This window comes from Burkholderia sp. RS01, from assembly GCF_039748055.1.
GTDB lineage: Bacteria > Actinomycetota > Actinomycetes > Actinomycetales > Micrococcaceae > Arthrobacter.
In genome coordinates, this window is the sequence record NZ_JBDLAK010000034.1 from 1 (window position 1) to 19760 (window position 19760).

General features: G+C 67.2%; 16 protein-coding genes. 6 read left to right on the forward strand and 10 right to left on the reverse strand.

From position 1 onward, the window contains the following. The 4 genes from ABFP37_RS21330 to ABFP37_RS21345 all read right to left on the reverse strand — a co-directional run. Nucleotides 1–991: DUF222 domain-containing protein (locus tag ABFP37_RS21330; protein ID WP_347034868.1), on the reverse strand; the 991-nt coding region annotated here is incomplete at its 3' end. A gap of 80 nt (nt 992–1071) precedes the next feature. Beyond that, entirely contained in the window at nt 1072–1485 is a 414-nt protein-coding gene (locus ABFP37_RS21335) for a DUF1622 domain-containing protein (RefSeq protein WP_347034885.1), read from the reverse strand. Nucleotides 1486–1592: 107 nt separating this feature from the next. Next, a complete protein-coding gene (locus tag ABFP37_RS21340; RefSeq protein ID WP_347034869.1) occupies nt 1593–2453 on the reverse strand; it encodes an SDR family oxidoreductase in 861 nt (286 codons plus the stop codon). Nucleotides 2454–2458: 5 nt separating this feature from the next. Continuing rightward, nucleotides 2459–3382, reverse strand: coding sequence for an MSMEG_6728 family protein (locus ABFP37_RS21345; protein ID WP_078029033.1), 924 nt, complete (start codon nt 3380–3382; stop codon nt 2459–2461). Between the two features lie 278 nt (nt 3383–3660). Between ABFP37_RS21345 and ABFP37_RS21350 the strand changes: the two genes are divergently transcribed. Continuing rightward, complete coding sequence (locus tag ABFP37_RS21350) at nt 3661–4188, forward strand: hypothetical protein (protein ID WP_139362872.1); 528 nt, start codon at nt 3661–3663, stop codon at nt 4186–4188. Between the two features lie 239 nt (nt 4189–4427). Here the strand turns inward: ABFP37_RS21350 and ABFP37_RS21355 are convergent, their stop codons facing one another. Both ABFP37_RS21355 and ABFP37_RS21360 read right to left on the reverse strand, forming a co-directional pair. Further along, nucleotides 4428–5117, reverse strand: coding sequence for a transglycosylase family protein (locus tag ABFP37_RS21355; RefSeq protein WP_347034870.1), 690 nt, complete (start codon nt 5115–5117; stop codon nt 4428–4430). A 311-nt stretch (nt 5118–5428) separates the two neighbouring features. Further along, on the reverse strand, nt 5429–8188 hold the full coding sequence (locus ABFP37_RS21360; RefSeq protein ID WP_347034871.1) for an excinuclease ABC subunit UvrA: 2760 nt from the start codon (nt 8186–8188) through the stop codon (nt 5429–5431). 48 nt (nt 8189–8236) lie between these two features. Between ABFP37_RS21360 and ABFP37_RS21365 the strand changes: the two genes are divergently transcribed. Then, complete coding sequence (locus ABFP37_RS21365) at nt 8237–9289, forward strand: adenosine deaminase (protein WP_347034872.1); 1053 nt, start codon at nt 8237–8239, stop codon at nt 9287–9289. Here ABFP37_RS21365 and ABFP37_RS21370 read toward each other — a convergent pair. Beyond that, nucleotides 9281–9940 carry a hypothetical protein gene (locus ABFP37_RS21370; RefSeq protein ID WP_347034873.1) on the reverse strand — a complete coding sequence of 220 codons (660 nt, stop codon included), beginning with the start codon at nt 9938–9940 and terminating at the stop codon, nt 9281–9283. The genes ABFP37_RS21365 and ABFP37_RS21370 overlap by 9 nt on opposite strands. Before the next feature lie 107 nt (nt 9941–10047). Then, nucleotides 10048–10869: a CPBP family intramembrane glutamic endopeptidase gene (locus tag ABFP37_RS21375; protein ID WP_347034874.1), complete on the reverse strand. Its 822-nt coding sequence runs from the start codon at nt 10867–10869 to the stop codon at nt 10048–10050. A 226-nt stretch (nt 10870–11095) separates the two neighbouring features. On the opposite strand from ABFP37_RS21375, the gene ABFP37_RS21380 reads away from it, so the two are divergent. Together ABFP37_RS21380 and ABFP37_RS21385 are read left to right on the forward strand one after the other, a co-directional pair. Then, complete coding sequence (locus tag ABFP37_RS21380; RefSeq protein ID WP_347034875.1) at nt 11096–13393, forward strand: FdhF/YdeP family oxidoreductase; 2298 nt, start codon at nt 11096–11098, stop codon at nt 13391–13393. Nucleotides 13394–13690: 297 nt separating this feature from the next. Further along, a complete protein-coding gene (locus tag ABFP37_RS21385; protein ID WP_078029040.1) occupies nt 13691–13966 on the forward strand; it encodes a DUF2630 family protein in 276 nt (91 codons plus the stop codon). A gap of 33 nt (nt 13967–13999) precedes the next feature. On the opposite strand, the gene ABFP37_RS21390 is transcribed toward ABFP37_RS21385, so the two are convergent. After that, nucleotides 14000–14290: a hypothetical protein gene (locus ABFP37_RS21390; protein ID WP_078029041.1), complete on the reverse strand. Its 291-nt coding sequence runs from the start codon at nt 14288–14290 to the stop codon at nt 14000–14002. Nucleotides 14291–14547: 257 nt separating this feature from the next. Between ABFP37_RS21390 and ABFP37_RS21395 the strand changes: the two genes are divergently transcribed. Next, nucleotides 14548–15396 carry a hypothetical protein gene (locus ABFP37_RS21395; protein WP_347034876.1) on the forward strand — a complete coding sequence of 283 codons (849 nt, stop codon included), beginning with the start codon at nt 14548–14550 and terminating at the stop codon, nt 15394–15396. Nucleotides 15397–15596: 200 nt separating this feature from the next. After that, nucleotides 15597–15899, forward strand: a complete 303-nt coding sequence (locus ABFP37_RS21400; RefSeq protein WP_078029043.1) for an acylphosphatase — start codon at nt 15597–15599, stop codon at nt 15897–15899. A gap of 10 nt (nt 15900–15909) precedes the next feature. Here the strand turns inward: ABFP37_RS21400 and ABFP37_RS21405 are convergent, their stop codons facing one another. After that, nucleotides 15910–19650: a TM0106 family RecB-like putative nuclease gene (locus ABFP37_RS21405; RefSeq protein WP_347034877.1), complete on the reverse strand. Its 3741-nt coding sequence runs from the start codon at nt 19648–19650 to the stop codon at nt 15910–15912. Nucleotides 19651–19760 lie beyond the last annotated feature (110 nt).

The following is a 19760-nucleotide window of genomic DNA, read 5'->3' on the forward strand; positions in this document are numbered from 1 at the left end:
CGAAGATTTCGAGGTGGTGGAGTCCGCGGCGGGGGCGGCGGAGGAAGGCGCCTTGGCGGTGGCGGAGGTCTTCTTCGCTGGGTTCGGTGCCGTCCTGGTCGATGGCGTCGGCCCAGCGCTGGGTGATGCGGGTGAGGAAGTCCTGGTCGTTGGTGGTCGCGGTGCGGGTCAGGACGTGTTCCATCCGGGCGAGATCCTCGGGTGCGGCGATGTGGCGGACGCGGTCCAGGGCGGTGGTGATGATGGTTCCGGCGCGGGAGGCGATGGTGCCGGTGGCGAGGGCGGCGGCGGTTTCCTCGCAGGCCGGGGGCAGGGGCTGGCCGGTGATGCCGGTGCGGGGGAGGACGGCGGAGGCCAGGGCGAGACGGCGGCGGGCTTCCCCGGCCCCGATCCGTAGCCGGACCCTGAGGAACTCCGCGGTGTTCCGGCACCCGTCATCAGCCGGCGACAACGCCGAAACCCGGCCGTTGCTGGCGGCGGCGCCGAAGGGTGAAGTGGGAACGGCAACAGAGTCTGGAGAAGCGGCCGCGGCCGAGCCGGAGGCACCAGCGGCTTCGCCGTCGTCAGCCTCGTCGTGGCCCCAGCCGGTGGTCCAGCCGGCGGCTTTGCTTGCGGGTCCGGCGGCGTTGATCGCTTCGGTGCGGGTCCGGTCCACGGCCCCCGCACTGAGGAGTTGCAGGTGCTCGGCCCGGCGGGCGATCTCTTCGGCGAGCCCGGCGAAATCCGCGGCGGCCGGGAAACCGGCCAGGGCCAGCTCACCGGGTGCGGATTCGACGGCGGCTTCCAGCAGCCCCAGGCACAGTTGCAGGCGGTCGCTTGCCGCGCCAAAACCGGCGGCAGCACCGCCGTCGGACGCCACGCAATCCGTGCGGAAGGCAGAAGCAGGAACGCTGCGCAGCCGGCGGCCCCGCAGCAGGGCAACCGCGCCAAGGCCCGGCGTGACCGCCCGCCCCGCGGCGTGACCCGCTGCGCATTCCCCAATGGCTTCCATAGGGAAACTCTCCCAGAGGGGTCAGACAATTAAGCCGCGCCAGGGAAGTCAGGCGGAAAGCATGCCCGTCGCGGGCCGGGCTACGTCTCGGAAACCGCGGATTCCCGCTGCCGTGATCCGCCTGACCCGCCCGCGGCCGGCTCCTTCTGCCAGGGCCACCGGCCGGTGATCTCCAGCTCCAGCGAGAAGCTCAGGAAAGTACGGATCAGCACGATGATTGCCAGCACGCCCACGCTTTCAAACGTCGGCGTGACGGCCACGGTGCGGATGATGTCGGCCGCCACGAGCAGCTCCAGCCCCAGCAGAATGGAGCGCCCCAGCAGTTGGCGGTACGACCGGTAAACGGACATTCGCTCGGCATCCGCAGGCAAACGCCTCGGCTGGTAGCCGCGCAGCGCCATGGGGATCGAGACCAAGGCGCCGATCACCATCACCGCCACGCCCGCGAAGTCCATGAACCTGCCGATTGATTCAATGATGTGCTGAAAATCCATCACGCCCCCATACTTCCGGTCTAAGTTTTGTTCCGCTCTGGCTGAATCAGGCGGGTTGAATCAGACTGCCTGAACCTGCCTGAAGCAGGTCCAGAGGCAGCGAACGCTTAAGGATGCCGTACCCCAACGCCCGCCAGAATGTCCCGATACCCTTCGCGGAAGGTGGGGTATTTGAACGAATATCCTGTGCCGCGGAGCAACGCGTTGCTGCAGCGTTTGTTGCCGCCGCGTGCGTCGCCGGCATTGCCCGACGGCGGGGCGTCCAGTCCCAGCTCCGAGGCCAGGAAGCGGAGGACGTCGCCCAGTTCGGCGGGATCGTCGTCGACTCCTACATACACGGGTGCCGGTTCCTCCGCGATCGTGCACAGATGCACGATCGCGGCAGCGGCGTCGTCGCGGTGAATGCGGTTGGTGTACCTCGGGTCGTCGGGGAGGACTGCTGTCCCGTCTCGGACCTGGTCAATGAGACGCGTGCGGCCAGGCCCGTAGATGCCGCCCAGACGGAGTATCACGGGTGCCGTCAGCGTCCCGCGCAAACGGTTCGCCAGCAGTTCCTCCGCCTCGCAGAGGATGCGGCCGGAGAATCCGCCGGGTGCCGGCGTCGTGCTCTCATCCACCCAGCCTCCGCCGGCGTCGCCGTACACCGCGGTGGAGGAGACGAAGAGGATGCGGCGTGGCGTCACGCCGTCGCGCTCAAGTACGTCCAGCACATGCGACAACCCGTCGACATAGGCGGCCCGGTAGGCCGCCTCGGTAGGGGAATTGGCAGCAATAGCGACGACGACGGCGGCCGTGTCCGCCGGGACCGGCGGCAGTTCAGCGGTGCTCAGGTCAGTCGCGGCGCCTTCGATTGCGGCCGGGAGTTTCTCCGGCGAACGCCGCCATCCCACGACTCGATGTCCTGCCGCGGCGAACCGCAGCCCCGCCTCGGTGCCAAGGTCGCCGCAGCCGGCGAGGAGTATGGTCATCCGGCTTAGGGGGCCGGGACCGGGAAGAAGACTCGGGGATCCTGCAGCAGGGCCGGGTAGTCGAACGCTGAGCGGTCCACAACATCGGTGACTTTGAAGTTTCGGCCGAAGCGGCCGTCGTCGAGCGTGATGGGCCGTCCCAGTACTATCCCGAGGGCGAACTTGTTGCCGTTTTCTAGCGGGATAGCCAGGGGCGACTTGCCCGGCAGGGTTGAGAAGGCCGCTTCCTGGCGCTGCCGCTTCCGCGACGGCTTCTTGACGAGCTTGCGCGGGAGCTTGCGTGCGACCTTGGCCGGCCGGCGCGATCCCGAGTCGGCGTATACGAACTGGTAGTCGTCGTCGGAGTCCCCGCCGGAAGCCTTGCCGGCGGTCTGGGCCGCACGGCCCACGGCGGGCAGGGCGACCTTGTCGAGCTGCTCGGGGTCGATGTTGCCCACGTGTTCGCGCAGAATCCATAGGACATCGCCCTCGGGATCCTGGGGCAGGAATTCATGGTGCGGCTCGGGCCAGACGTACTCGAGGTCCGCCTCGGTGTCCGGGAACACCTCGGAGTAGAAACGCGGGTCCTTGCGGACGAGGTTGGAGCGGTGGCTCAGGTGAAGCTCGGGATCCCCGAGCCACGGCGGCATGGGAATTTTGGCGGCGTAGTCCGGGTGGCCGGCCTGCGGGGCGAACTCGCGGATGTTAGCCCTGGTGGTGTCATCGAATCCGCGTTTGGTCCATTCGTCCACCATGGCCAGCCCGTACATGGTGAGCGCCGGAACATAGCCCATCCACATCCGGATCGCGGGGTGGGACTGCCAGCCGTACTCCGGGATCACCAGCGCACGGAGTGTCTGCAGCGCCTCCACGCGCTGCTTGCCGAGCCTGGCAGGGTCCAGCGCGGCGGCACTTTGCTGGAAATCGGAGTACGGGAGAAAGGTTTGCATCTCTTCAGTCTGACGCCCCGCGCCCGATGTGCCAATTGCGGTGTCCGGGGCCACATGCAGTCCTGCGGGCCGGCTGCCATGCAGGGCCCGCAGTGTTCACATAGTGGACCGATGCATACAGCGCTGCGCCTCAACCACTAAGATAGCCAAAACCTCCCCCAGCGTCCGGAAGCCCTCACATGACTCTTACCTCGCCAGCTCCTCTGTCAGCCGCGTCTTCAGAGCCTAAATCACACGCGTCACAGGAGCCTCAGCTGTTCGTTCCCAAGTACGGCCGGATGCTCGGCCCCGACGCGAACGGCATCCTTGTTCTCGACGAGTTTACGCTGGATCCTGCGGCCGCCCGCAAGGAGCAGCACCGCTTCCGCACGGCTCTTGCCTCGGTCGCATTGACCGTGCGCCGCCTGGTTGCCCTCCGTGTTGTGATCGCCATCGTGGCCATCGCCAATCTGCCGCTGTTCCTGATGTCCACCGGTTGGTGGATTTACGCCGTGTCGCTGTCCCTGGTGATCGGAGTGCACTTCGCCGTGAACTGGCTGAACCGCCACGAGCCGCGCGTGAAGCAGCGCCACGAACTTGAACTGCACCGGCACCGCGAACGCAGCGCCAACTACCGCAAGGTGCGCGACGCCGTGAAGTTCGTCATCGACACCCCCTCGCGCATGAACGAGCACCTCTACCTCGAACTGCTGCACGCGAAGCGCGTTGCCCTGCACATCACCTCCGGCACCGTCGCACTCCTGGATACCAGTGACGACGCCGCTTGGAAGGTCCGCATCGTCCGCGAGCTTCCCACCGCGGCGTAAGGCCAAACTCCACAGCAGACGACGACGCCGGGCGTCCCCGCAAGAGGGGGCCGCCCGGCGTCGTACTGCTTTAAGCGCTGTATTAAGGTGGTCGCCGGCGTGTCAGGTGCCGGCGTTGCGAAGCGCGTGATCAGCGAGCCTTCGGCATTAAACAAACGGCGCCGGGCGTCCCCCGTAAGAGGGGACGCCCGGCGTCGTGGTCACAGCCAGAGTGGCTGCCGGCAGCTAAGCCTAAATAGTTAGGCAGGCAGCTGCAGAACCTGGCCGACGAACACCAGGTCAGGATCGGTGATGCTGTCAGCGTTGGCGTCGGCAAGGTGCTGCCATCCGCCCTGGACGCCGAGCTTGTCGGCGATCTTGCTGAGCGTGTCGCCGTTCTGCACGGTGTAGGTCTCGCCGCTCACGGGCACTGTGGCCGCGTGCCTGGCCTGGGCCGGAGCCTCGGTGACAACCGGTGCTTGGGCCACGGGAGCGGTCTGAACCGGCGCCGTCTGAACGGGTGCTGCCTGGACAGGTGCTGGCTGGACAGGGACGCTCTGGGGCTGGATCTGCGGGGCGGCTGCGGTAGCTCCGCCGCTCAGGCCGAGCTTCGCGGCACAGGCGGGCCATGCGCCCCAGCCCTGACCGGCCTGGACCTTCTGGGCTACGGCGATCTGCTGGGCGCGTGAGGCGCTTTCAGGGGATCCCGTACCGCCATAGGCAGCCCAAGTCTGAGGGGTGAACTGGAGGCCTCCGGAGAAGCCGTTGCCGGTGTTGGTGGCCCAGTTGCCGCCACTTTCACACTGGGCGAGGGCGTCCCACGTGGAGGCGCTGGTGGCCGTGGGCGCTGCTGCGTTTGCTGCCGTGGCGGACAGGGCCAGGCCTGCAGCGGAAACGGCGGCCAGAGTGACTCCGCGGCGCGCGGCAGTACTGAAAGTTGATTTCTTCATGGTCGGGATGCTCCTGAGGCCACCCGCGCTCGGTCCGTCCCCGGACGTTGTCGCGCTACCGCCCGCCCCTGACAAATAGAGGTCATTACGGTGTCTGCCGGCCGGGCAGTAACTGGTGGAGGCAGCACCGGGCATTCTTGTCCCGCGCGGCGCGGGCATGTATTCCACGCTAAAGCAGTCCTGCTCCGTTATCAAATCGAGATCAATTTTCACAGTCAAATCAAATTGGACACCGAGATCGTGTCACCGCGGCGGGCGGCAGACGCCTCGGCGCCGAAGTGGACGCCGCGCTTGGGAATTCCAGGCCCGCCTCACGACGCCAGGGCCGCAGCCAGATAGGGTGCCGTCCGGCTGTCCGGTGAAAGTGCGACGGCGGCTGCCGTCCCGGCGGCTACGATCTCGCCGCCGGCGTCGCCACCGGCAGGTCCGAGGTCAATGACCCAGTCCGCGGCCGCCACCACATCCATTTCGTGTTCCACGACGATGACGGTGTTGCCGGCGTCGACGAGGCGGTTGAGCTGTGCCATGAGGAGTTGGACGTCCGCCGGATGCAGGCCGGTGGTGGGCTCATCGAGGAGGTAAAGCGTGTGGCCGCGTCGGGCCCGCTGGAGTTCCGTGGCCAGCTTGATGCGCTGGGCCTCGCCGCCGGACAGTTCGGTGGCCGGCTGGCCAAGGCGGAGGTACCCCAGGCCCACCTCGAGGAGGGTCTGAAGGCTGCGGGCCGCCGCCGGGACATCGGCGAGGAAGTCGGCTGCGGCGCCGACGGTCATGCCCAGGACCTCGGCTACGTTCTTTCCGCGGTACGTAACGTCGAGTGTTTCCGGGTTGTAGCGCGAACCGCCGCACTCAGGGCAGGGCCCATAGCTTCCGGGCAGGAACAGCAGTTCCACGGCCACGAAACCCTCACCCTGGCAGGTCTCGCACCGGCCGCCAGCCACGTTGAAGGAGAAGCGCCCTGCGCCGAAGCCCCGGACCTTGGCTGCGTCCGTGGCGGCGAATTCCTTGCGGACCGCATCGAAGAGCCCGGTGTATGTGGCGAGGTTGGATCGCGGCGTGCGGCCGATCGGTTTCTGGTCCACCTTCACCAGCCGATCCACCTGCTCCAGGCCGGACACGGGTCCCACCGTCATCGGCGCGCTGAGCCCACCGGCGTCCGCGGATTGAGCCGTGTCCAAGGGATCCGCTGAGTCCGCCCCTTGTGCCGTGTCCGCAGGGTCCGCCGAGTCGGCGCCGCCGCCGTCGGATGCCGGGTGCAGCAAGGAGCCCACGACCTCTGCAAGCACCTGGCTGACCAGCGTCGACTTGCCGGAGCCGGAGACGCCTGTGACGGCGGTGAGGACGCCCAGGGGGAAGTTGGCGTCAAGCTCCCGCAGATTGTGCCGGCTGATGTCGCGCAACTCCAGCCAGCCCCCGGGTTCCCGCCGTACACCGTCAGCAGTGGGACCGCCGCGCGCGCCGCCGCCGCGCGCGCCAGTGTCGTCCGAACCGGCGTCCTCCGAATCCGCAGCGCGGGCGCCGCCGTCGTTCTTCTTTGCGTTGGAACGCTTTGCAGCGGAACCCTTCGAATCGGCGGACACCTTGGAACCAGCAGAACCGTCGGCGCCGTTGGGGAAGAGGAACGGCCGGGTCAGGGAGGCCTCCACCTCGGCGAGGCCAGCCACGGGGCCGCTGTAGAGCACCTCGCCGCCGCCTTCACCGGCGCGGGGACCGACGTCGACGATCCAGTCCGCATGGCGCACGATGTCCATGTTGTGCTCCACCACGAACACAGAGTTGCCGGAGGACTTGAGCTGGTCCAGGACGGCCAGGAGGGGCTCGGCGTCGGCCGGGTGCAGCCCTGCAGACGGCTCGTCCAGCACGTAGATCACGCCGAAGAGTCCGGAGCGCAGCTGGGTGGCGATCCGGAGGCGCTGCATTTCGCCGGGGGAGAGCGTGGGCGTGGAGCGGCCCAGGGCCAGGTAGCCCAGCCCGAGCTCCAGCAGCACGTTGACCCGGTGCAAGAGGTCGCGGGTGATGGCCACCGCCACCTCATTGCTTTCGCCCGAGGCCTGTGTGCGCGAGGCGGTTCCGGCGTCCGTGAGCTCGGCGGTGGGACGGATGATGTCCGCCAGTTCGGCCATTGGAACGGCGTTGAGGCCGGCGATGGTGTGGCCCGCGAACGTCACAGCCAGGGCCTCCGGCGTGAGGCCCGTGCCGCCGCAGCGCGGGCAGGGCCCGGTCTCCATGAACCTCAGTACGCGCTCGCGCATCGTGCTGCTCTTGGAATCGGCCAGGGTATGGAGGACATAGCTTTTGGCGCTCCAGAACCGGCCTTTGTAGGGCTTGGCCACGCGGTCGCGCTGGGGCGTCACCTCCACCACGGGCTGTTCCTCGGTGAACAGGATCCAGTCGCGCTGCTTCTTGGGAAGCTTCCGCCACGGGGTGTCCACGTCATAGCCGAGATGGCTCAGGATGTCCCGCAGGTTCTTGCCCTGCCACGCACCCGGCCACGCCGCGATGGCACCGTCACGGATGCTCAGGGAGGTGTCGGGGACCAGCGATGCCTCGCTGACGGTGTGCGCAACGCCGAGCCCGTGGCATTCCGGGCAGGCGCCCGCGGCGGTGTTGGGGGAGAACGCGTCGGAGTCCAACGGGGCCGCGCCGGAGGGATAGGTGCCGGCTCGGGAATATAGCATGCGGAGCGAGTTTGAGAGGGTGGTCACCGTGCCCACGGTGGAACGCGAGCTCGGTGAGCCACGGCGCTGCTGGAGGGCGACGGCGGGCGGCAGCCCGGTGATCATTTCCACCTTGGGGTTGTGCCCCTGCTGGATGAGCCGCCGGGCGTAGGGCGCCACGGATTCGAAGTAGCGCCGCTGGGCCTCGGCGTAGATGGTGCCGAACGCCAACGAGGACTTGCCTGAGCCGGAGACGCCGGTGAAGGCGACGATTGCATCGCGGGGGACGTCCACGTCCACGCTACGCAGGTTGTTCTCGCGGGCACCCCGGACGCGGACAAAGCCGTCAGTTTGATGGTCGGGTGCCAGCGCGGTTGTCAGCTCGGGCAGATAGTCAGCAGGCTGTTCACTTCGCATCTATTCGACTCTAGCGGTGATGTCTGTGCCGGGGTCTATTCTTGCGGTGTGGATACTTACGACGGCGCCGCCGAACCGAATGATCAGACCGCACTTCTGAACGAACCGGGGGCTGTGGCGGCACCGCCGATCCTGCCCGTGGCGGAACTGCACCTGCACATTGAGGGGACGTTGGAGCCCGAACTGATCCTTGCGCTCGCGGAGCGGAACGGAATCGAGCTGCCGTATTCGGGACTGGACGATCTGCGGGCGCGGTACGAGTTCACGGACCTGCAGTCGTTCCTGGACCTGTACTACGCCAACATGGCCGTGCTGCGGACCGAGGCGGACTTCGCGGACATGACCCGGGCCTACCTCACGCGTGCCGCGGCCGCCGGAGTGCGGCACGCGGAGATCATGATGGATCCGCAGGCGCACCTCTCCCGCGGAGTCTCGCTGGAAACCTGCGTCAACGGGGTGGCCTCGGTGCTGGCCACGTCCCAGGAGGAATTCGGGATTTCCACGCTGCTGATCGCCGCCTTCCTGCGCGATCTGTCCGAAGAATCCGCACTGGAGGTTCTTGAGGCGCTGCTTGCCATGAATGCGCCGATCGTCGGCATCGGACTGGATTCTGCCGAGGTGGGTAATCCGCCGGCCAAATTCGAGCGGCTGTTTGCCCGGGCCGGCGAAGCAGGCCTGCGCAAGATCGCCCACGCCGGCGAGGAGGGCCCGCCGTCGTACATTATTGAGGCCCTGGACGTGCTGGGCGTGGAGCGGATTGACCACGGCATCCGGTGCATGGAGGATCCCGACCTGGTGGAGCGGCTGGTGGCCGACCGCGTGCCGTTGACCGTGTGCCCGCTGTCCAACGTGCGGCTCCGGGCCGTGGAGATGCTGGCCGAACATCCGCTTCCCGCGATGCTGGCGGCCGGGCTCAACGTGAGTGTCCATTCGGATGATCCGGCGTACTTCGGCGGCTACGTGGATGACAACTTCGCCCAGCTGGAATCGGTGATGGCGCTGTCCGAATTCGACCGCGTCCGCCTCGCCGCGAACTCGATCGGGTCCTCCTTTGCCACGGACGAACGCAAGGCGGAGCTGCTGGCCGAGCTCTCAGGCTAGGCCGGGCGGGCCTTCAGCCTGAGCCGGGCGTTCGGGCGGCGCCGGGCGTTCGGGCGGCGCCGCCGTCCTGCCTCCGGTGCGGACGATCCACCAGCCCAGGGCGGCCATGGCCAGGCCGATCGGGATGCCGTACGGCGGCAGGCCCGCGTTGTAGCCCAGGAATCCGGCCACGATGAATGCCACGCCCGCCCACGCGGGGAACATGCGCGCCCGCCAGCCTGTAATGCCGAAGACTATCCAGCCGAGGGCAAACAGCACGTAGCTGGACAGGCCGCCGATCGCCAGCATGCCGGAGCCCCCGGCGAGGACGGCGCCGGGCGCGACGTCCACGATCCACGGTGCGGCGAATCCGTCGAACCACATGTTGCCCGCCATGTCCAAGGTGCCCACAAGCGCGAAGCAGAAGCCGGCGGCGCCGAGCCTGCCGGTGCGGCCGGCGGTGCGGAAGTACACGCAGACGAGGGCGAGGACGAGCCCGATGAACACCACCCAGTACAGGGCGTTCGTCACCTGGAACGGTGCCTGTCGCATCATCTCGATCCGGTCGAGGCTGCGGTCGGCAGTGAGCAGGCGTGCGAGGTCCGTGGCGGCAAAGACGATGCCCGCCGCTAGGGCGATCGGTCCGGCGGCCGAGGCGAGCGGTGAGGACATCTTCTGCTCCTGGGGATCGGTGGTGAGGCTGAGCGCGGGGGTGCTGTGCTGTCTGGCGCGGTGCCGGCCGGTGCTGTCCGGGGGGGGCTCTGCCGCGGGCAGTCGGTTTACATCGGACGCATCCTGAGGGAAAAACGCCCGACGGCGGTGGCTGAGCGGGGTGCCTTGCGCCAGGCCCCGCGGTCGAGCAGCACGGTGGCAAGAACGGCCAGGAGGACCATGACGAAGTAGATCAGTTCGGCGCGGCCGGCGTCCGCGCCGGTGAAGCCGAAGGAACCCACCGTGAACGTGCCTTGGCTGTTGTGGAACAGAAGGGTCAGCAGGACGCTGCCACCGGTGCGGTTGAACAGCCACACGTACAAGGAGGTGATGGCGAACGTCGTCGGCAGCCCGATCAGGCTCAGCCCCTGGAAGAGGACCAGCGGCAGGTGCCAGAACGTTACCAGCAGGCCAAGAATTGCCGCGGACAGCAGCGGCGGGCGGGTGGCCTGGAGCAGCGGAAGCGCATAGCCGCGGAAGCCGGGTTCTTCGCCCAGCGGCCCGTCCATCGGGTTGACCAAACGGATCGCAAACACCGTCAGCAGCCCGCTCCAGGTCAGGCGCGCAAGGCCCGGCGCGGAAGCGCCGAGGGCCATGGTGACGAACCCCGTCGCCAGCACCAGCACGGCCGGAAGCAGGAGGGCCACGGCGTACCAGATCCAGCCCACGCGCCAGCGGATGAGCCGGCTGCCCCATGCCCCGAACCCGGTTTTGCCTTCGGCAAGGGCGACCACGATGACTGCGGCAGCCAGCGGGCCTATCGGCAGGAACTCCATCCTGGGCACGAGCCCCGCCGCGTAGGCCGGCCACGAGGACCACGAAATCGCATAGGCAAGGACGAAGAAGGCCAGCAGCCTGTGGCGCTTCAGCCAAGCATTGGAACGGCGCATGACGGCTCCAAACGATCGTTGTTTGGTGGCCCAATTGTCCGCCCTGCCCGCGCCGGGGCGCCAGAGGGAGCGGGTCTCGGGGCCGCCGAACGGCCCTGTTGAACGCGCACAAGGAATGCTTGCAGCGGCCTGGCATACCTGCTACGCCTGAGAAAGGGGGAACACGAAGGCGAGTTCCCGGCCGCAGCCGCAGGAACCCGCACGGGCGAGCCAAGGAGGGTGCAGCATGCCGCGCAAGAACCCGCGTGTGGATGAGGCTAACGGCAAAGACCTTGAGGTAGGCAAGCCGAAGGAATGGGCCGCGGGCTTGCCTGGCGTGTATCACTCGATGGGGCCGGCAATCCAGCAGATGGGCGTGGGCAGGACCGGAAAAACGCTGCTGGCGATGAACCAGAAGGACGGCTTTGACTGCATGAGCTGCGCGTGGCCCGATCCCGGCGACCGCAAGACGTTCGAGTTCTGCGAACAGGGCGCCAAAGCCGTGACGTGGGAGGCCACGCCGCTGGTCATTGCCTCCGACTTTTGGGCTGAGCACCCGGTCAGCGAACTGCGCCAGCAGCCTGAGTACTGGCTCGGAATGCAGGGGCGCCTGACGGAGCCCGTCTACAAGCCGGCGGGGGAGGACCACTACCGTCCAGTCAGCTGGGAAGAGGCCTTCGGGATCGTGGGCGGCAAACTCAACAGCCTTTCCAGCCCGGACCAGGCCGCTTTCTATACCAGCGGCCGGACGTCCAACGAGGCCGCGTTCCTGTACCAGCTGTTCGTGCGGGCCTACGGAACCAACAACCTGCCGGACTGCTCCAACATGTGCCACGAGTCTTCGGGCTGGGCCATGGGCCAGACCATCGGCATCGGCAAAGCCACCATCTCCTACGACGACTTCGCCAAGTCCCAGCTGATCATCATCATGGGGCAGAACCCGGGCAGCAACCACCCGCGCATGCTCACCGCCCTGGAGGAAGCGAAGAAGGCCGGCTGTGAGATTGTCGGCGTCAATCCGCTGCCGGAAGCCGGGCTCATTCGCTACAAGAACCCGCAGAAGGTCAGTGGAATCGTTGGCCGCGGCACGGAACTCGCGGACCAGTATCTGCAGATCCGGGTGGGAGGGGACATGGCACTGTTGCAGGCCCTTTCCAAGCGCGTCCTCGAGGCCGAAGCGAAGAATCCGGGAACCGCGCTGGACTGCCAGTTCCTCGCGGAACACTGCCTGGGGCTGGAGGAACTCAAAGCGCACCTTGCGGTACTGGATGAGGACACCGTCGTCCAAGCCACGGGACTGCGCAGCGACGAGATTGACGAGCTGGCCGCCCGGTATTTGAAGGCCGAAAGGGTCATCATCACGTGGGCCATGGGCATCACGCAGCACAAGAAGGGCGTCGCCACCATCAAGGAAATCATCAACCTGCTGCTGCTCCGCGGCAACATGGGCAAGCCGGGCGCCGGTGCCTCGCCCATCCGCGGGCACAGCAACGTCCAGGGCGACCGCACCATGGGCATCTGGGAGAAGATGCCGCCCGCGTTCCTCGACCGCCTCGGCAAGGAGTTCCATTTCGATCCGCCACGCGAACCCGGCGCCGACGCCGTCGATACGATTCGGAGAATGCGCGACGGCGACATCAAGGTTTTTGTGGCGTTGGGAGGCAACCTCGTCTCAGCAATTTCGGACACGCATGCCGCTGAAACAGCGATGGAGAACACGGACCTCACCGTCCAGATTTCTACGAAGCTCAACCGCTCGCACACCGTGACCGGCAAGGCCGCGCTCATTCTGCCCACGATGGGACGCACCGAGATCGACATGCAGGCGTCCGGCCCTCAGTTCGTCTCCGTGGAGGACACCGTTTCTGCTGTGCATGCCTCCGAAGGCCGGGTGAGGCCCGTCGCACCGAACCTGCTGTCCGAGGTGGCCATCGTGTGCCGCCTTGCCCGCGAGACTGTGGACGGCAGGACGAGCGCGGACTGGTCCGGATTCGAGAAGAACTATGACCTGATCCGCCAGCACATCTCGCACGTCGTGGCGGGCTGCGAGGACTACAACGACCGGATCAGGCAGGAAGGCGGGTTTGTCCTGCCGAACGGACCAAGGGACTCGCGCACCTTCAACACCCCCACCGGCAAGGCCATGCTGACGGTCAACCGACTGGAGCAGGTGGAGCGGCCGCCCGGGACCCTGATCCTGCAGTCGGTCCGGTCGCACGACCAGTTCAACACCACCATCTACGCCAACAGCGACCGGTACCGGGGGATCAAGAAGGGCCGAAACGTCGTCTTCGTCAGCCCTGAGGACATTGCTGAGCTCGGGCTCAGCGACGGCCAGTTCGTGGATCTCCACGGGGTGTACGGGGACAACGTGGAGCGAGTGCTGCGCAAGATGCGGGTGGTGTCCTACCCCACGGCCAGCGGGTGCGCGGCCACCTACTACCCCGAATCCAATGTGCTGGTTCCGCTGGACAGCGTCGCGGAGGGGAGCAACACACCTGCGTCGAAGGCGGTCATCGTGCGGTTGGAGCCCAGTACCGCGTGAGGGGCAGGGCGCGCCGGCCCGAGGTACGTCGGCCTCGGGCATTTCTGCACCGCTGTGGCTGCACTGCGCGGCCGCCGGACCCGTGTTTCCGGGGGCCAGCAAAGGTGCGCCAGCCCAAAGTGGTGCAGAAATGCGTGGGCCGGGCCTTAGACGCGGCTTGGGTCTGTCCAGCCCGGACCGCCACGGCCGCACGGCGTGCTCTGCCGGCCCTTTCGCCGGTCGTCCCACATGGCTAGGCTGGCAATCCCAGACCGGCGCCCGTTTGCGGCAGCCTGCACAACCCGAGGAGTGACGGCGATGAACAACCAGGAGATTCTGCAGCAAATCCAGGCGCTGGTTGAGGAAGAGCATCGGCTCCGCGACTCGACGTCATCGGGTGCGCCAAACGGGTCGGCGGCAGGTGAGGCCGAGGCGGAGCCGGGGGAGCGACTGGCCCGGCTTCGGCAAGTGGAGGAAGCCCTGGACCAGTGCTGGGATCTGTTGCGGCAGCGCCGGGCCAAGGCCAAAGCGGGCGAAGATCCCAACGAGGCCGACGCCCGCCCGGTCAGCGAGGTCGAAGGCTACCGGCAGTAGGCCGCATGGCGCGGGCTGAAGCCGGAGAGCGGCCTACTGCTCCGCACCGCCGTGCAGCCCGTCATCGCTGCTGTCTCCTGAAGCCACATCGCCGGTGTCGTCGGACAGGTCCATGTTCCCGCGCGCTTCGTCCATGGTGGGGCCGCCGGTGGGAACGCTGTAGGTCTGGGGCCGGATGCCGTGCGACTGCTCCTCGATCAACGCCTGTTCCTCGCTAAAACGGATCACGTTCGCCTCATCGCCGGCGTCGCCCGGAAGGTCTTCGCGGATCTCCGAAGGGTTTGGGCTGACAAAGTCGTCTTCATTCGAGCTGTGTTCGGTCACTTGTTCGTTCCTTCCATGCGGTGGCTTACATGGTCAGCCTACTTTCCATTTCAGGGCACCGGGAAGGATGGCCTCCGGTCCCAAAACGATGCCGCCTAGGACGCCCCTGACGCCTAAAAATCCGAGACTTCAGACTCAGTTCGGGTGTAATCCTCGTCATAGTCGGTCACGACACACACTGTTTACCGTTTCAAGTCGCCAGATTTACCGTCTACTTGGCAAACTACTGGGGGAACAATCGCTCTATAAGGGGAACCATGCGCAAGACCGCCGCAGAAAACACCAACTTCCGGCTTAAGGCCGTGCTGGACGTTCTGGCAGAGGGGGTGCTGTCTGGTGATCCCCAGAATGCCGGCACCGTCCTGGCTGAAGCACTCGTCCGGGTTCCGTTGAACGCCTACGAAGCTGAGCTGCTCAGCGGGGGCATTCCCCGGGGCCACAAATCGCTCACCACCGCAACGGCCAAGTTGGTCAAGGCCGACTGGCTCGTCAAGGGCCGCTCCGGCTGGACCATCACCGAAGACGGACTGCGCGCCACTGTCGCGTTCGCGGATGCTGAGGCTTTCTCCGCAGCGCTCGACGCCGGAACTCCGGTTCCGGCCGGCACGCCCCTTCCGGTGGCCGCACCTGTCAAGCCCGCAGCCAAGAAGGCGCCCGCGAAGGCTACGAAGTCTGAGAAGGCACCTTCCAAGGCCGCAAAGGTTGTGGACAAGGCTGCCCAGCTGATCGAGGACGCCGTGGCTCCCGTTGCCAAGGCAGTGCGTGGCAAGAAAGCCGCCGCCGCCGAAACGTCCGTTGAAGCGGTTGACCAGCCGGAGGCCGTGGCGGTTGCCGGTGACTTCAACACGCTGCTTGGTGCTCCGGAAAACTGGGCCCCGCAGTACGACGAAGCGCAGATGCAGCTGGACGTCCTGGACCAGCTGTGGAAGCTTTCGGCTGACATCCCGGCCGGGTACTACACCTTCAAGATCGCGCTGAACCGTTCGTGGGAAGAGAACTACGGCGCGTTCGGCGCATTCGATGGTGCCAACCACGAACTGCACCACGACGGCGGCCAGCTCACCATCCGCTACGACCACCGCACCCGGGACATCACCGTCAACTGATTCCCGCTGAGGAAACACGCGACCGGTAGGGTCAGGGAACCCGGACAGTCTGAAGCCCCGTTGCCGCAACCGCGGCAACGGGGCTTCGCCGTTCCACGCCAACTTGGGGCACACGTGTGCGGGAGTGATGCTGGTCGTGACGCGGAGGGTGTTGCTGGTCGAGCCTGTCGAGACCCCGGCGGCGGGACTACATTGAATTCATGACTGGCTCGAAGGCATCGGATCCGGACATCGTCCGTCTCACGGCCCGCGTCACGGGCATGGTCCAGGGTGTCGGCTTCCGTTACTGGACGGCGCGGAAGGCCGACGAGCTGGGCCTCACAGGTGCGGTGAGAAACGACAACGACGGCTCGGTCTCCCTCGTAGTTGAGGGTCCGCAGCCGGTCATCATCGAATTCCGGCGCTGGCTGAGTTCCCCGCAGGCGCCGGGCCGGGTTGCCCACGTGGACGAGAAGATGTCGCCTGCGGAGGGCGGGTTCAGGAGCTTTGACGTGGTCGGCTGAGCGCAGGTGGTCAGCCGACGGGACGGGGACTGAGTCCAATGAACGCGCCGAGCTCCTCCAGCGCCGACGGCCGGGTGGGCATGTAGTTGGTCAACTCGGGCGAGCGGACGATCACCGCACGCCATTGGCCGCGGGAAACGGCCACGTTAATGCGGTTGCGGTTCAGCAGGAACTCGGCTCCCCGCGGCGCCTCGGCGATGGCGGAGCATGCCATGGACACGAACACCACGGGGGCCTCCTGGCCCTGGAATTTATCGACCGTCCCCACCCGCACGTCCGGGAGTCCTGCGTGATCGAGAGCGTGCCGGATGGCCTGCACTTGGGCGTTGTAGGCGGCCACGACGAGGATGTCGCTGGCCTCCAGCCGGCGCACGGGCTCATCCCGGCCCGGGGTCCACTTGAGCCCGATGTGGTCATTTGCCAGCCGCACGATCATCGCGGCTTCCTCCCGTGAGCTGGTGGTGTTGCCGCTGTGCTCAACAAGCACCGTCTCCACCCCGGCCGGGACCCCGTCCAGATGACGCAACGATGCCGCCGGAGCCGACTCCAGCTTCGCGTCGTAGCTGAGCCGTGACACTGCCTTACACAGCTGGGGATGCATCCGCCAGGAATCAGCAAGGAAGTAGCCCAGCTCGGCAGGCATGGTGGCATGTCCGGCGGACAGCCAGCCGAGGGCGGACTCGTCAACGGGCTGGGGATGGGACCCCTGCGTGACCTGTGGCAGTTGCTGCGGGTCGCCGAGCAGCAGCAGGCGCGAGGCGGACCTGGCCACTGCAAGGGTGTTGGCCAGCGAATACTGCCCGGCCTCGTCAATCACCAGCAGATCCAGCGATCCGGGCGGCACGCACTTGCCGGTCAGGGTCCACGCGGTCCCGCCAATCAGGCAGCCGGCCTGCCCGTCCAGGAGCCGGACGATGTCCTCGTCGGCGGTATGGATCCAGGGAACGTCGTGCGGCTGCGCCAGCCGCTTGGCCACCACCCGCGGATCCACGCCGGCCTTCTCAATGGCGGTGCACAGCATGTTTTCGACGACGGCGTGAGACTGGGCAACGACGCCCACCTTCCACCCGCGTTGCACCAGGCGGGCGATGACGTGCGAGCCGACATACGTCTTGCCAGTGCCCGGTGGCCCCTGGACGGCGAGGTAGGAACGGTCCAGGTCTTCCAGCGCCCCGGTGATGGCGGAGACGTAGTCGGCATTCCCCGAGGCATCATGCGCCACCGGCGGGAGGGCCGGCAGCGAGGCCAGCCGTGGAGGCTCCCGGCGGAGGATGTCGAGCCCGGCATGTTTGGGCAGCGACGGAAGTGCGGCGCCGACGAGTTGGGCGAGTTCGGCCAGTGCCGCTTCAATGCTCGCGGTGGGGATCGGCCGGTCCGGGGTCAGCGCCATAGGAAGCTGGAAGTACGGCGGGACCCGCCCGGACGACTTCTCCGTGACGGTGATGACGGTCTTGCCCTCCTGCTCGGGATGGTCCTCAACCGCCTCCACCACGGTGCCGAAGATCCCGTCCCGGGAGAGTGCTTCCCTGGCGATTCCGGCCTGCTGTGTCCCATCAGCGGTGTGAAGCCCCGCGCCGGGAGACGAGGGCCGCGGCGTGCGTCCGCCGTCGACTTCTCCGAGTCCGTCCGGCAGGGGGTCCTCGAACATGCGGAACCACGTGGAGCCGGCACGGAACTCCGAGGCCTCACTCATGACGCCGGTGAGCTGCAGGGTCCTGGATTCCGTGCGGGCACGGGCTGTGGGCGGCGCCCAGTCCGACAGGACGGCAGCCGACTCGACGATGAAGACGTTCCGCTGATCCGACCATCTGTCCACCTCGGATTCGAGGCGGTCGAAGTGCTCCCACCAGAACTGCTTGCGCTCCCGGCGGTGGTAGCCCGTGGCGGCCGCAACCATGGCCACGGCCTGTTCGTCGGCTGTCAGTTCGCGGTTGTCCGGGACGGCATCCAGATACGCGCGGAGGCGTTCCTCCTCGGCGCTTGGCTCGGCGTCGGGCTCTATCGCGGGCGCTTCCGGCGAGGAAACCTCTGCCTGGCCGGCGGAAGGCGCCGCGGCAGTAGCATCCGCTGGCCCAGCGCCAGCGGCCGGAACGCGGGCCGGGCTCCCACCCTGGTGTCGGAGCTCCAGCAGCCAGTCCCGGAGCCGCAGCGTGGAGAGGCAGTCGTACTCGTTGTAGTCGGAGATGGAGGCGAGGATGGCGGCAGCCTCCGCCTGGGTTCCGGGTCCGCCGTCGCGCGCGGTGCAATACGCCGCGTAGGCAACCACGGAGGCGCCGGCGTCCTTGACGTCCCCGGACCGCAGGTTGTTGCCCATGTACAGCGGCTCGAGTTTCTTGATGGAGTAGGAGGCCTCGGAGATCCGCAGCGAGTGCCGCACGGTTGCGTACAGGTCCACGAGCACCCCCTCGCGAAGCCAGCTGTCCACGATGTCCTCACCGGCAACATGGCTCAGCGACAGCTTGCGAAGTGCCGTCTTTTCGTACGGCGCGTAGTGGTAGACGTGCATGTCCGGGTACCGGGCGCGGCGTTCCTCCACGTAGGCGAGGAAGTCCAGGAAGGCCTGCCTTTCGCCCGCACGGGAGTGTGCCCAGAAGGGCCGGAACTCCGGCTGGGCGCCGGGAGGGTCTCCGGGCAGGGGCGCCTCGATGACGCCGAAGAGGTACTCAAGTCCCCACTGGCCCGCGGGGTCCTGCCACAGCGGATCGCCTTCGAAATCGAAGAAGATGTCACCACCGCTGGGTGCGGGGATGCTGGCCAGCGCGTTGTCCGCCAGCACCATGTAGGTCACGGTGTGCTGTTCGCCGTCCTTGACGAAGGTGCGCGATCCGTCCGGATCCTCGCGGCCCGTCTGCATCCTGGCCTGATCCCGCAGGCGGCGCTTGGATCCCGTCGCCAGCTCCTGCGGGAGCTCGGCCAGGGCGTCGATGGTGGTGACGCCGCCGGCAATGAGCTTCTTCCGCTGCACGGAGGTCATCCCCGCCACCATCAGCAGGTCACGGTGTTCCGCCACCTGTTCGGCGCAGTAATCGCACCTGCCGCAATGGCCGACGCCGGGCTGCTGCCACCTCACGCGCGCATCTGATGCCCGGTGGGCCGCGGTCAGCTCGCGGAACCGGACACGGCGCTCGCGGTACACAGGCAGAAGATCGGCGAGTGAGTGGACGCTGTGTTCGAGGTTGCCGAGAACCAGGGTGACACGCGGCGCCGGGGTGAGCCCGAGTTGGATCAGTTGGTCACCGTAGGCGGCCAGCTGCAGCAAGGCGCCCACCTTGGCATGCCGGGCCAGCTTGGTGTCCCACACGGCGTAGCGGCCGGCGGGTCCCCCGGCGTGGCCGCCCTCCTTGATCAGGAAGTCCGCATAGCCCAGGAACTCGCCGTCGAAAAAGGTGGCCTGGAAGACGACGTCAGCACCGGCATGTAGGGCGGCGGCTGTTTCATTGTGTTTGCTGGTCAGATCGGTGCGGTCAGTGGTTCCGCGCTCCACAGAGTAGACCCCCGTGCCGTTCGCGGCATCCCAGGCGCCGTGCTCGGCGATGAGGCCGGCCAAGACCTTGTGCTCGTGGAGATCGCCCAGCGTGCCGGCGCGCGCCTGCATCTCGTCGGCCGGAAAGTCGGCCTTGGGGGAGCGGCCCAGCTTCTCGTCGAGGATCCGGAGCGTGCGGTACTCGCACTCGCTGGCGGCCACAAGGTCAGTCGCCGAGAACACCAGATCAGCGGGCGCTCCCGGCGTAACAGGTTCGAGCAGGAACATGGGGCCTCCCCATTGGCAGCCTCGCTCCGGGACGGTTCCCGGTGCGCTGATTCGAATCTAGCAAGAGGCTATGACAATAAGGGCGATGACAATGGAGAACCCAGGATGCC

What these genes read in the sequence shown, in the direction of transcription:
- ABFP37_RS21335 (WP_347034885.1), bottom strand. Translation starts at nt 1,485, where the DNA reads ATGGATTTTCAGCACATCATTGAATCAATCGGCAGGTTCATGGACTTC.
- ABFP37_RS21350 (WP_139362872.1), top strand. Translation starts at nt 3,661, where the DNA reads ATGCTCGGCCCCGACGCGAACGGCATCCTTGTTCTCGACGAGTTTACG.
- ABFP37_RS21360 (WP_347034871.1), bottom strand. Translation starts at nt 8,188, where the DNA reads ATGCGAAGTGAACAGCCTGCTGACTATCTGCCCGAGCTGACAACCGCG.
- ABFP37_RS21375 (WP_347034874.1), bottom strand. Translation starts at nt 10,869, where the DNA reads ATGCGCCGTTCCAATGCTTGGCTGAAGCGCCACAGGCTGCTGGCCTTC.
- ABFP37_RS21345 (WP_078029033.1), bottom strand. Translation starts at nt 3,382, where the DNA reads ATGCAAACCTTTCTCCCGTACTCCGATTTCCAGCAAAGTGCCGCCGCG.
- ABFP37_RS21400 (WP_078029043.1), top strand. Translation starts at nt 15,597, where the DNA reads ATGACTGGCTCGAAGGCATCGGATCCGGACATCGTCCGTCTCACGGCC.
- ABFP37_RS21395 (WP_347034876.1), top strand. Translation starts at nt 14,548, where the DNA reads ATGCGCAAGACCGCCGCAGAAAACACCAACTTCCGGCTTAAGGCCGTG.
- ABFP37_RS21370 (WP_347034873.1), bottom strand. Translation starts at nt 9,940, where the DNA reads ATGTCCTCACCGCTCGCCTCGGCCGCCGGACCGATCGCCCTAGCGGCG.
- ABFP37_RS21405 (WP_347034877.1), bottom strand. Translation starts at nt 19,650, where the DNA reads ATGTTCCTGCTCGAACCTGTTACGCCGGGAGCGCCCGCTGATCTGGTG.
- ABFP37_RS21380 (WP_347034875.1), top strand. Translation starts at nt 11,096, where the DNA reads ATGCCGCGCAAGAACCCGCGTGTGGATGAGGCTAACGGCAAAGACCTT.
- ABFP37_RS21355 (WP_347034870.1), bottom strand. Translation starts at nt 5,117, where the DNA reads ATGAAGAAATCAACTTTCAGTACTGCCGCGCGCCGCGGAGTCACTCTG.
- ABFP37_RS21340 (WP_347034869.1), bottom strand. Translation starts at nt 2,453, where the DNA reads ATGACCATACTCCTCGCCGGCTGCGGCGACCTTGGCACCGAGGCGGGG.
- ABFP37_RS21385 (WP_078029040.1), top strand. Translation starts at nt 13,691, where the DNA reads ATGAACAACCAGGAGATTCTGCAGCAAATCCAGGCGCTGGTTGAGGAA.